Raw genomic sequence first — 11,775 nt, 5'->3', positions numbered from 1 at the left:
CGGCGCAAAAAAGCCCCGCGAAACATCGCGGGGCTTTTGCGTTCTGGCGAGCGCGAAATCAGAGGCAGGCGCTGATGTCGCTGGTGGCGTCTCCACCCGCGCCGCCGCCGGAGCGGAAGCCGACCCACGTCTTCGCGCTGGCGCTCCACGCCGGGCGCACCGTTGCCGCTGCGCCGTTAGGCGGCTGCTGGCCAGGGACGTAGACGTCGACAGCCTGGCCGTTGGCGAGCACGGACTGCGAGACGACTTGCTGCTGCGACTTGTCGGCCCATTTTTGCGCGATGCATTGGGCAACCGTCGCGGGCGGCTGCTGGCTCGTGCCGACGGACTGCGCTCCGCTCGGCATTGGCTGATTCGCGCAGGCAGCAAGTGCTGCCGTAACGACAATGAGAGGTAAATATTTCACGCTTCTTCCCTCCAGTCAGGGTCGGTCGGATTCAGACAGCGATGCTTCTCGGGCTCGCGTGTCTGACACAAAAGGTGGCCAACTGTGGGCGCCGCTACTTGCCGCCACGCGGCCCAAGAGGCTGGAGCGGCTTGAACGCACCGAAGTCGGGGTCCTCAGAAAGGGCGCCCGGTAAGGACGCCCGCGCGTTTGCCTGGTTACCGCGTCAGCGCCGCACGCCGCTGCCGAGCAGCGGCTTGAGTGTCGGCCACACGTTGTCGAGGAGCAATGGCTGTGCCTGCTGGGTGGGATGGATCTGATCGGCCTGGAAGAGTTCGGGCTTGTCGGCGAGGCCGGCGAGCAGAAAGGGTACGAGCGGAACGTTCGAATCCTTCGCAAGCCGCACGTAAATGGCGTGGAAGTCACGCGTGTAGTCGGCCCCGTAGTTAGGCGGCACGTACATGCCGATGAGCACGGGTTGCGCGCCGCCCTTGCGGATCTGCGCGACGATGGCGCGCAGATTGCTCTCGGTCGTCGTGAGCGGCACGCCGCGCAGCGCGTCGTTTGCGCCCAGTTCGACGATCACGATCGCGGGCTTGATGCGCTGCATGACGAGCGGCAGGCGTGTGAGTCCGCCGCTCGTCGTGTCCCCGCTGATGCTCGCATTCGCAACGTTATAATCGATTCGCTCGCCGGCGAGCCGCTGGCGCAGTAGAGCCACCCAGCCCGTATCGCGCGGCAGGCCGTATTCGGCCGAGAGGCTGTCGCCGAGCACGACGATGTTCGGTTTTGCCGTGGCGGCGGGGTTCGTCGCCGCGGCGGCCGTAGAAACGGGCGTGGCCGCGAGCGCGGTGCCGGTCATGCCACAGAAGGCACCGAGCAAGGCAGCGGCGGTCCAGGCGGCGATAGCGGCAAGCGCGCTGAAGCGGGACCGGGCGCGGGAAGGGGCGGCGCGCCGCGCGGCGCGCTTCTGGTTCACGGCTAACCTGTGCGTCATCATGTGCGAATGAATAGCGATCCAGTCATCGAAGTACGGGGTTTGAGCAAGCGGGTCACCGACGCCACCGGCGAGCTGACGATCCTCGACGGCATCGACCTTACCGTGCAGGCCGGCGGGAGCGTGGCGATCGTCGGCGCCTCCGGTTCCGGCAAGTCGACGCTGCTCGGCCTGCTGGCCGGCCTCGACAGCGCGAGCGCGGGTTCGGTGCGCCTGCTGGGCCATGAGCTTACCGGGATGGCCGAAGACCAGCGCGCGGCGCTGCGCAACGGCTCGGTGGGCTTCGTGTTCCAGTCGTTCCAGTTGATGCCGCATCTCACCGCTCTGGAAAACGTCGCGCTGCCGCTCGAACTGCAGGGCGGCATGTCGACGCGTGATGCTTTCGCCCGCGCCCGCACGCTGCTCGAGCGCGTGGGTCTTGCCGGGCGCACGGGCCACTACCCGAAGCTGCTCTCGGGCGGCGAACAGCAGCGTGTGGCGCTCGCCCGCGCCTTCGTGACGCGCCCCGCCGTGCTGTTCGCCGACGAGCCCACGGGCAGCCTCGACGCCGCCACAGGCCACGCCGTCATCGACCTGATGTTCGAACTCAATCGCGCCAACGGGGCGACGCTCGTGCTCGTCACCCACGACGTCGATCTTGCGCAGCGTTGCGACGCGATCATCACGATCGAGGCGGGCCACCGCGTGCCCAATGCGCCGCATGGCGCAGCAGCCTCGCGCAACGCGAGCAATGTCGAAGCCGGGCGTTAGCGCCTGAGCGGTGAACGGCGTGCGCAGTGCGTACGCACGCCGCCTCTGTGCCGGTCAGCGCTTGAGCGCCGCACGGGCGCGCGCGATCAGCGCGGCGGTGGACGAATCGTGCGGCTTCACATCGGCGCTTGCTGCGTTCAAGTCGGCTTCGACCACTTTGCCGAGGATCTTGCCGAGTTCCACGCCCCACTGATCGAACGGATTGATATCCCACACGCAGGCCTGCACGAGCACCTTGTGCTCATAGAGCGCGATGATCGCGCCGAGCGAGCGGGCGGTGAGCGCGTCGACGAGCAGCGTGGTGGTCGGCCGGTTGCCGGGGAACATGATGTGCGGCACGAGTTCGGGCTTGTCCGGGCCCGCGATCTTGCGCGCTTCTTCTTCGGTGCGGCCGAGCATCAGCGCCTCGCTCTGCGCAAAGCAGTTCGCGAGCAGTTTCGGATGATGGTCGGCGAGCGGATGCTCGGGCGTGAGCACGGCGATGAAGTCGATCGGCACGATCGTCGTGCCCTGGTGCAGCATCTGGAAGAACGCGTGCTGGCCGTTCGTGCCGGGCTCGCCCCAGGTGATCGCCGAGGTCGCGTAATCGACGAACTTGCCGTCGAGGCGCGCCGACTTGCCGTTGCTCTCCATTTCGAGCTGCTGGAGATACGAAGGCAGGAAGTGCAGCGCTTCGGAGTAGGGTGCGACGAGATAGCTCTGCGAGCCGAAGAAGTTGCGGTACCAGACGCCGATCATGCCGAGCAGCACGGGCAGGTTCTTTTCCAGCGGCGCTTCGCGGAAGTGCTTGTCCATGTCGTGCGCACCGGCGAGCAATTCGTCGAACTGCTGCGGCCCGATGGCGATCATGATCGAGAGACCCACGGCCGACCACAGCGAATAGCGGCCGCCGACCCAGTCCCACATCTCGAAGACGTTTTCTTTGGCGATGCCGAACTTCACGACTTCGGCCGTGTTAGCCGAGACACCCACGAAGTGCTTCGCGAGTTCGCTTTCCGGGCAGCCATGCTTGACGAACCAGTCGCGCATCGACAGCGCGTTGGTCATGGTTTCGAGCGTCGTGAAGGTCTTCGAAACGATGATCGCCAGCGTCTCTTCCGGATCGATGTTTTCGATCGTGCGCCACAGGTCTGCGCCGTCGACGTTCGAGACGAAGTGCGAGGTGATCTCGGGCAGCTCGAGATGCTTGAGCGCGTGCACGACCATTTTCGGCCCGAGGTCCGAACCGCCGATGCCGATATTCACGACATGGCGGATGCGCTTGCCCGTGTAGCCGGTCCATGCGCCGCTGCGCACGGCGTCGGCGAACTTCGCCATCTTCGCGCGCTCGGCGACGATCTGCGCGTGGAACGGGGCATCGGCTTCGGTGGCGCGCAAGGCGGTGTGCAGCGCTGCGCGGCCTTCAGTCGGGTTGACGACTTCGCCCTTGAACATCGCATCGCGGCGCGCTTGCACGCCGGCCTCGCGAGCGAGCTGCACGAGCAGCTCGAGCGTGGCGTCGGTGATGCGGTTCTTCGAGAGGTCGGCGCCGAGTCCGGCGCCTGCAAACGTGAAGCGTTCGGCGCGCGTCGGCGCAGGGTCGTTGGCGGGGGCGAACCAGTCGCGCAGCTTTTCGTCGCGGATCTGTTCGTAATGCGTCTGTAGCGCGGACCAGGCGGGGAGCGGATTCGTCATGTTCGTCTAGCGAGGGATCACGAATGGAGGGCGGCAGGTGCGGTTCGCCGGTGTGGCCGAACGCGCGCTTCGCGCGCCGCGGGGAAGCACGGGCCGCCTCCGGTGGAAGGCGGTGTGCGGAGGATCAGTATAGCGGCCTCGCGCGACACTGCGCAGCGTTGTGATGCCTGCGGCCGTGCGAGGGGGCGGGAGGCGGACAGACGTTCCAGGCAGAGCAAGCCGCGTGCCGCGCGAACGGACGTGCGAGACGCAGGAAGTACGAGCTGCGGCTTCAGGCGGCATAAGGCGGCGCATAAAAGAGCCGGTTCAGGAGCTTGCGCGCCGCTGGCGCGAGTTCGCCCGCCGTGAGGCCCGCGGGGCCGTCGCCTTGCGCGCACAGCGTGTCGGCGGCGAGGCCGTGCAGATAGACACCCGCGAGTGCCGCTTCATAGGGCGGCAGGCGCTGGGCCAGCAGCGCGCCGATCATGCCGCCGAGCACGTCGCCGGTCCCGCCCGTGGCGAGGCCCGCGTTGCCGGTGGGGTTGACGGCGACACGGCCGTCGGGCGCGGCGACCACGGTGCCGCTGCCCTTGAGCACGGCAACCGCCGCATAGCGGCCGGCAAGTGTTCGTGCTGCGGCGAGGCGGTCGCGCTGCACCGCGGCGGTGTCGCAGCCGAGGAGGCGCGCCGCCTCGAGCGGATGCGGCGTGAGCACGCAAGGCGCGCCGCGCGCGGCGGCCGATTGCGCGACGTGTGCCGCGAGCGCCTCGTCGCGCGCGACCAGATTGAGCGCGTCGGCATCGAGGAGCACGGGGGCGCGAAGGCGCAGGATGGCGTCCACGAGCTGGCGCGCCGAGGCGCTGCCGCCCATGCCGCAGCCCGCGGCGACGGCGTCCATCGCGCCGAGCGCGAGCCTGGCGGCCGCGTGCAGCATGAGTTCGGGGTGAGGCGCGTCGTAGGGCGGCGCGTCGCTGCCCAGGAAGCCCACGTGAACCTTGCCCGCGCCGGTGAGGAGCGCCGCGCGCGCCGCGAGAATCGGCGCGCCGCACATGCCCGTGTCGCCGCCCACGACGGCGAGCGTGCCGAACGTGCCCTTGTGGGTGGCGAACTCGCGTGCGGGCAGCGCGGCCGCGAAGAGCGCGGGCGCGTTCAGGCGCGCCGCGCCCGGCGTGCCTTCGGTGTCGATGCCGATCGGCGCGACCGCGACGGCGCCTGCATGGTCGCGCCCGACGCCGGTGTACAGGCCGGGCTTGGCCGCGATGAAGGTCACGGTGTGGGTCGCGCGCACCGCGGGGCCGCTGCCGACCACATTGCCGGTGTCGCTGTCGAGCCCGCTTGGCACGTCGAGCGCGAGCACGTGGCCATGGCTGCGCGCGCGCGCCGAGAGGCTCTCGGCGAGTTCGGCGAATACGCCTTCGAGCCCGCGTGCGAGGCCGATGCCGAACATCCCGTCGACGAGCCAGCCATAAGCATCGAACGAAGCGGGCGCCGACGCGGTGACGGGCACGCCCGCCGCGTGCGCTTCGGCGAGCGCCCAGCGCGCGTCGTCGGGCTTGACTTCGACGGGCATGCAGACTTCCACGGCGACGCCCGCGCGATGCAGAACGGTAGCGACGACGAGCGCGTCGCCGCCGTTGTTGCCTGGCCCGGCGGCGAACCAGACCGGCTTGTCGCTCGCCGACGAGGGCGCGTGCGCGAGTTGCTCGCTCAGGAAGTGCGCGGCGGCGGCGCCTGCCCGCGCCATGAGCGCGTGGGCAGGCAGGGCCGACTGCGCGGCGACTTCGGCCCCGCGCAGCTGTTCGACGGTGAGCAGCGGGACCGCACGATCGTGCGGAAAGAGAAGCACCGGTTGCCCGGCGCCAAAGGAGTGGGGTGCGTGCGTCATGACGATGCGGTCCTCGGAGGCGACATCGCAACGATACCCGAGCAAGCCCTCAGACGGCATGCCCCAGGCGGGCGGTGGACCGGCACGGCGGCGCGGCAACGCCGCTCCGGCGGGCGCCGTTCAATCGCGGCCCGGCCAGAGCGCCTTGATGGTATCGGCCGGCAGGTCGGGCGGTGCGCTGGAGATCTGCTGGGCGATGAGACGCGCCGAACCGAGCGCAAGCGCCCAGCCTGCCGGCCCGTGGCCCGCGTTGACGTACAGGCGCGGATGGCTCACGCTGCCGACCGCAGGCAGGCCGTCGGCGGAAAGCAGCTTCATGCCTTCCCACGCAAGCGCCGCCGAGATGCGCGCGGCACCCGGCGCCCAGTCGCGCGACGCCTCGCCGAGCAGCGCGAGGGCGTCTTCGGTAAGCGCTTCGGGCAGGGCGTCGTCGACTTCCTGCGCGCGCAGCAGCACGGCGGCGCCCGAGATGCGCAGCCGGTGATTCATGCGCGCGATGGCGATGCGCTTGCCGGCGTCGACGATGGTGGTCTGCGGCACGCATTCCTCGTGCGCCACCGGCGAATTGAGCGTGTGCATGCGCAGCGGATAGAACGGCATCCTGTGGCCGAGCGGCGCGACGAGCCGCGGCGTTTGCGCGCCAGCGGCGACCACGACGGCGTCGCCCGAGATCACCTCGACGTCGCGCGAGCGGCCCGCTTCGTGCGCAGGCGGCGCAAGCTCTACCGCCGCGCGCCGGTCTTCCAGGCGGATCGCGCTGACCTCCCGGCTCATCTCGAACTGCACGCCGCCCTGGGCGTCGAGCCCCTGCTTGAGCAGCTTCACGAAGAGCGGGCAGTTGGCTACCCGGCCGGTCTCGAAGCGCACGCCGCCCGCAAACGGCGGATCGGCGGGAATGGCAGGGTCGAAAGCCACGCATTCCGCGGGCGAAAGTGCGTGATGCGGCGTCTCGAAGCGGCGCAGCAGTTCGAGGGCCGGTTGCGTGAGCGACCATTCGTCGTTGCCGCGCACGAGGTAGAGCAGGCCGTCGCGCTGCTCGTAGTCGAGCTGGAAACGCGCATCGATGTCGGCGAGCGCCGCTCGCGCCGACTCGATGAGCGGGCGCAGCAGCGCATAGCGCCCGGCAAACGCCTCGGAGCCGTGCAGCGCGGCGAGGCGCTTGACGAAACCGTGCGCCTCGCCGCGCCAGCCTGTCTTGCTGATCACGCCGCCGGACGATTGACGGCCATGGCGCAGGAAGGTGGGGCCGAACCAGACGTCGAGCGGCGTGGGCAGTGCAATGCCGCTATGCCCGTAGGTCGCGCCTTGCGCGACGGTGGCGTGGCGTTCGATCACGCAGACGCGATGCCCGGCCGCGCGCAGCTGCCAGGCGGTAGCGATGCCGGCGATTCCGCCGCCGATGACGATGACATCCATGACGATACGATCTGCAGGCAGGTGGCGCTCGCTCGGGTGAGGGCGTGCTGCCGAAGGTGGGGCGTGCGGCGCGCCGAAGCCATGCCCGGGTGCGCCGATCAGACGAAACGCGCAATCATAGCAGCGAAAGCGTGCGCGTCGCCATGCGCGAGGCCCGGTTGCCACATGCGTTCCGGGCGGCTGCCGGGGCGGTCAGGACGGGTCTTCCGGGTTATAATCGCGGTCTCCCTTCGCCTGACCGTCGCCATCCCCGCGCGACGCATCGCCACCTTGCGACGTGTTTCGCGCGAGGCGAAGCCGCGACGCAACTCTGACGCAACCTCGACGCAACCTCGACGCAACGCCCCAGTCCATGGCCCACTTCTCGTGTTTCCCCGGTGCTTCGGCCCTTTCCGACTTCCGTCAGACCCGCCTGCTCGAGACGCTTCAGCGTATCGACGCCAACATCGTCGGCGTGCACGGCCAGTATCTGCATTTCGTCAACTCGGCCGCGGAGCTTTCCGCCGACGACAGCGCGAAGATCGAAGCGCTGATGCACTACGGCGCGCCGTTCGCGGCTCCGCAGGAGCGCGGCAGCGCGCTCGCGTTCCTCGTCGTGCCGCGCTTCGGCACGGTGTCGCCGTGGGCGAGCAAAGCCACGGACATCGCGCATCATTGCGGCCTCGAGCAGGTGCGCCGCATCGAGCGCGGCGTCGAATACACGGTGGTGCTCAAGTCGGGCCTGCTCGGCGGCAAGAAGACGCTTTCGGAAGAGGCGCATGCCGCTGTCGCCGCGGCGCTGCACGACCGCATGACCGAAAGCGTGGCGCCTTCGCGCGACGCCGCACTGCATCTGTTCGACGAACTGCCGGCGAGGCCGATGCAGACGGTGGACGTGCTCGGCCACGGCCGTGCGGCCCTCGAAGCGGCCAACGGCGAACTGGGCCTCGCGCTCGCCGACGATGAAATCGACTACCTCGTCGAAAACTTCAAGAAGCTCGAGCGCAACCCGACCGACGTCGAACTGATGATGTTCGCGCAGGCCAACAGCGAGCACTGCCGCCACAAGATCTTCAACGCGAGCTGGACGATCGACGGCCAGGATCAGGATATGTCGCTTTTCGCGATGATCCGCAATACCGAGAAGATCAGCCCGCAGGGCACGATCGTCGCGTACTCGGACAACTCGTCGATCATGGAAGGCGCGGTCGCGGAACGCTGGTTCCCGCGCAAGCGCAACGCCGAAGGCACGCCGGGTGAGCCGGCTGAACGTTACGGCCGCCACACCGAACTCACGCACACGCTGATGAAGGTGGAGACGCACAACCACCCCACGGCGATCTCGCCGTTCGCGGGCGCGGCAACGGGCTCGGGCGGCGAAATCCGCGACGAAGGCGCGACGGGCCGCGGCGCGCGTCCGAAGGCCGGCCTCACGGGTTTCACGGTGTCGAACCTCGATCTGCCCGACGCGCGCGAAGCCTGGGAAGACGCCCGCGACGCGGCCGTGCCGCTCGCGCTGCGCAATCCGGCCGACACGCAGGGCGCGAACGGAACATACGGCCGCCCGGACCGCATCGCGTCGCCGCTGCAGATCATGATCGACGGCCCGCTCGGCGGCGCCGCGTTCAACAACGAATTCGGCCGGCCGAACCTCGGCGGCTATTTCCGCACCTACGAGCAGAACGTGGCGGGCACCGTGCGCGGCTATCACAAGCCGATCATGATCGCGGGCGGCCTCGGCAACATCAGCGCGCAACACACGCACAAGCACGATCTGCCGGCCGGCACGCTGCTCATCCAGATCGGCGGCCCGGGCATGCGCATCGGCATGGGCGGCGGCGCGGCCAGCTCGATGGCCACCGGCACCAACACCGCCGAACTCGACTTCGACTCGGTTCAGCGCGGCAACCCGGAAATCGAGCGTCGCGCGCAGGAAGTCATCAATTCGTGCTGGCAGCTGGGCGAGCGCAACCCGATCCTGAGCATTCACGACGTGGGCGCGGGCGGCCTTTCCAACGCCTTCCCGGAACTCGTCGACGGCGCGGACAAGGGCGCGCGCTTCGAACTGCGCAAGGTGCAGCTCGAGGAGTCGGGCCTTTCGCCGCGCGAAATCTGGTCGAACGAATCGCAGGAACGCTACGTCCTCGCAATCGCACCCGCCGATCTGGCGGAATTCCAGGCGATCTGCGAGCGTGAACGCTGCCCGTTTGCCGTCGTGGGCGTTGCGACCGACGCGCGCGACCTGAAGCTCATCGACACCGACGAAGCGGCGCTCGCGGCCAACGGCGGCCACCAGCCCGTCGACATGCCGATGGACATCCTGCTCGGCAAGCCGCCGCGCATGCACCGCAACGTCGAGCACGCGAGCGTGCCGCTGGCGCCGGTCGAGGTCACGGGCGTCTCGCTCGACGAAGTCGCGCAAAGCGTGCTGCGCCACCCGACCGTGGGCAGCAAGTCGTTCCTCATCACCATCGGCGACCGCTCGGTGGGCGGCACGACGGTGCGCGACCAGATGGTCGGTCCGTGGCAGGTGCCGGTGGCCGACTGCGCGATCACCGCGCTCGACTACGCCGGCTACAAGGGCGAAGCGATGACGATGGCCGAGCGCACGCCGCTCGCCGTGATCGATGCGCCCGCATCGGGCCGCATGGCCGTGGGCGAGGCGATCACCAACATCGCGAGCGCACCGATCCTGGCGCTCGACAAGCTCAAGCTCTCTGCGAACTGGATGGCCGCGTGCGGCGCGCCGGGCGAGGACGCCGCACTGTACGACACCGTGAAGGCGATCGGCATGGAGCTGTGCCCGGCGCTGGGCATCGGTATTCCGGTGGGCAAGGATTCGCTCTCCATGCGCACGAAGTGGAACGAAGCAGGCGTGGCGAAGGAAGTGGTCGCGCCGGTTTCGCTCATCATCTCGGCGTTCGCGCCGGTCGACGACGTGCGCCGCCATCTCACGCCGCAACTGCGCCGCGCCGACGAAGTGGGCGAGTCGGTGCTGATCGCGATCGATCTGGGCCGCGGCAAGAACCGCATGGGCGGCAGCATTTTCGCGCAGGTCACGCAGCAGGTCGGAGACGCGGTGCCCGACGTGGACAACGCCGAAGACCTCAAGCAGTTCTTCACGGCCATCCAGCAACTGAACGCGAACGAGCAACTGCTCGCGTACCACGACCGTTCTGACGGCGGCCTGTGGGCGACGGTCTGCGAAATGGCCTTTGCGGGTCACACCGGCGTGTCGCTGAACGTGGACATGCTCACGCTCGACAGCGAGCACGAATCGGACTACGGCGACGCCAAGGACTGGGCGAAGCAGACGAGCGGCCGCCGCGAAGACCGCACGCTGCGCGCGCTCTTCTCCGAAGAACTCGGCGCGGTGATCCAGGTGCCGGCACAGCAGCGCGACGCCGTGATGGGCGTGCTGCGTCAGCATGGCCTGTCGGTGTGCTCGCACGTGATCGGCACGCTGAACAATCGCGACTCGATCGAAATCTACCGCGACGCGAAACGCATCTACGAAGCGCCGCGTGCGCAACTGCAACGCGTGTGGAGCGAAGTGAGCTGGCGCATTGCGCGTCTGCGCGACAACCCCGCGTGCGCCGATTCCGAATACGACGCGCTGCTCGACGCCGCCGATCCGGGCATGCAGCCGCATCTCACGTTCGATCCGGCCGAGGACGTCGCCGCGCCGTTCATCGGCAAGGGTGCGCGTCCGCGTGTGGCGATCCTGCGCGAGCAGGGCGTGAACTCGCACCTCGAAACCGCGTACGCGTTCGACCGCGCCGGCTTCGACGCGCACGACGTCCACATGAGCGACCTGCTCGAAGGCCGCGCCACGCTCGCCGACTTCGCGGGCGCGGTGGCCTGCGGCGGCTTCTCGTACGGCGACGTGCTGGGAGCGGGCGAAGGCTGGGCCAAGACGATCCGCTTCAACGCGAAGCTCGCGGACATGTTCGCGGCGTTCTTCGCGCGTCAGGACACGTTTGCGCTCGGTATCTGCAACGGCTGCCAGATGATGTCGAGCCTCGCCTCGATGATTCCGGGTGCGCAAGCCTGGCCGAAGTTCACGCGCAACAAGTCGGAGCAGTTCGAAGCGCGCTTCTCGCTGGTGGAAGTGCAGGGCTCGCCGTCGATCTTCTTCAATGGCATGGAAGGCTCGCGCATTCCGGTGGCGGTCGCGCACGGCGAAGGTTTCGCGGACTTCTCGCAGCAGGGCGACATCTCGAAGGTGGCGGTGGCGATGCGCTACGTCGACCATCGCGCCCAGGCGACCGAGGCCTACCCGTTCAATCCGAACGGCTCGCCGCAAGGCATCACCTCGGTTACGACGCCCGACGGCCGCTTCACGGTGCTGATGCCGCACACCGAGCGCGTGCAGCGCACGGTGACGATGAGCTGGCACCCCGAAGCCTGGGGCGAGGCGAGCCCGTGGATGCGTGCATTCCAGAACGCGCGCAAGTGGGTGGGCTGACGCCCCTCGCGGACGTTTGATGCCGGGGCAGGGCAACTCGCCCCGGCGGAAAACCCCGGTCATGCCTCGATGGCGAGTGCGGGCCGGGGTTTTTGCTTTTTGGGCGCTACCCGGTGAGGTCTTGGGGCGAATACCTGCGTTAATCGCCGCATTTTTTGCGGCGGTTCAACGAGCGCCAGGGTAGCGGCAAACAAAAACCCCGCGCCTTTGACGGTCGCGGGGTTGTTTGCAGCACTCAGAGC

Annotated in this window: 7 protein-coding genes; 2 read left to right on the top strand and 5 right to left on the bottom strand. The window is 68.7% G+C overall.

Going from position 1 to position 11,775, the window contains the following annotated elements; translation table 11 throughout:
• Positions 1 to 58: 58 nt before the first annotated feature.
• Together C7411_RS30050 and C7411_RS30045 are read right to left on the bottom strand one after the other, a co-directional pair.
• Positions 59 to 406, bottom strand: coding sequence for a hypothetical protein (locus tag C7411_RS30050; RefSeq protein ID WP_028206982.1), 348 nt, complete (start codon positions 404 to 406; stop codon positions 59 to 61).
• Between the two features lie 205 nt (positions 407 to 611).
• Positions 612 to 1,247, bottom strand: coding sequence for an arylesterase (locus C7411_RS30045; RefSeq protein WP_110857605.1), 636 nt, complete (start codon positions 1,245 to 1,247; stop codon positions 612 to 614).
• A 144-nt stretch (positions 1,248 to 1,391) separates the two neighbouring features.
• On the opposite strand from C7411_RS30045, the gene C7411_RS30040 reads away from it, so the two are divergent.
• Positions 1,392 to 2,132, top strand: a complete 741-nt coding sequence (locus tag C7411_RS30040) for an ABC transporter ATP-binding protein (RefSeq protein WP_110387617.1) — start codon at positions 1,392 to 1,394, stop codon at positions 2,130 to 2,132.
• 54 nt (positions 2,133 to 2,186) lie between these two features.
• On the opposite strand, the gene pgi is transcribed toward C7411_RS30040, so the two are convergent.
• From pgi to C7411_RS30025, 3 genes are all read right to left on the bottom strand, one after another.
• Positions 2,187 to 3,806 carry a glucose-6-phosphate isomerase gene (gene pgi, locus C7411_RS30035; RefSeq protein ID WP_110387616.1) on the bottom strand — a complete coding sequence of 540 codons (1,620 nt, stop codon included), beginning with the start codon at positions 3,804 to 3,806 and terminating at the stop codon, positions 2,187 to 2,189.
• A 271-nt stretch (positions 3,807 to 4,077) separates the two neighbouring features.
• Positions 4,078 to 5,670 (bottom strand): NAD(P)H-hydrate dehydratase, encoded by a 1,593-nt coding sequence (locus C7411_RS30030; RefSeq protein ID WP_110387615.1) that lies wholly within the window; start codon positions 5,668 to 5,670, stop codon positions 4,078 to 4,080.
• Between the two features lie 120 nt (positions 5,671 to 5,790).
• Complete coding sequence (locus C7411_RS30025; RefSeq protein ID WP_110387614.1) at positions 5,791 to 7,086, bottom strand: FAD-dependent oxidoreductase; 1,296 nt, start codon at positions 7,084 to 7,086, stop codon at positions 5,791 to 5,793.
• A gap of 352 nt (positions 7,087 to 7,438) precedes the next feature.
• On the opposite strand from C7411_RS30025, the gene purL reads away from it, so the two are divergent.
• Positions 7,439 to 11,533, top strand: coding sequence for a phosphoribosylformylglycinamidine synthase (gene purL, locus C7411_RS30020; protein ID WP_110387613.1), 4,095 nt, complete (start codon positions 7,439 to 7,441; stop codon positions 11,531 to 11,533).
• The last annotated feature ends 242 nt before the right edge of the window (positions 11,534 to 11,775 follow it).

This window comes from Paraburkholderia silvatlantica (assembly GCF_003096715.1).
Classification (GTDB): domain Bacteria; phylum Pseudomonadota; class Gammaproteobacteria; order Burkholderiales; family Burkholderiaceae; genus Paraburkholderia; species Paraburkholderia silvatlantica.
The sequence above is the reverse complement of the archived record's forward strand: the minus strand, read 5'-3'. Positions and strand labels throughout refer to the sequence as shown.

Coding starts and splice junctions, on each gene's coding strand:
- C7411_RS30045 (WP_110857605.1), bottom strand. CDS start 1,247: ATGACCGGCACCGCGCTCGCGGCCACGCCCGTTTCTACGGCCGCCGCG.
- C7411_RS30040 (WP_110387617.1), top strand. CDS start 1,392: ATGAATAGCGATCCAGTCATCGAAGTACGGGGTTTGAGCAAGCGGGTC.
- pgi (WP_110387616.1), bottom strand. CDS start 3,806: ATGACGAATCCGCTCCCCGCCTGGTCCGCGCTACAGACGCATTACGAA.
- C7411_RS30030 (WP_110387615.1), bottom strand. CDS start 5,670: ATGACGCACGCACCCCACTCCTTTGGCGCCGGGCAACCGGTGCTTCTC.
- C7411_RS30025 (WP_110387614.1), bottom strand. CDS start 7,086: ATGGATGTCATCGTCATCGGCGGCGGAATCGCCGGCATCGCTACCGCC.
- purL (WP_110387613.1), top strand. CDS start 7,439: ATGGCCCACTTCTCGTGTTTCCCCGGTGCTTCGGCCCTTTCCGACTTC.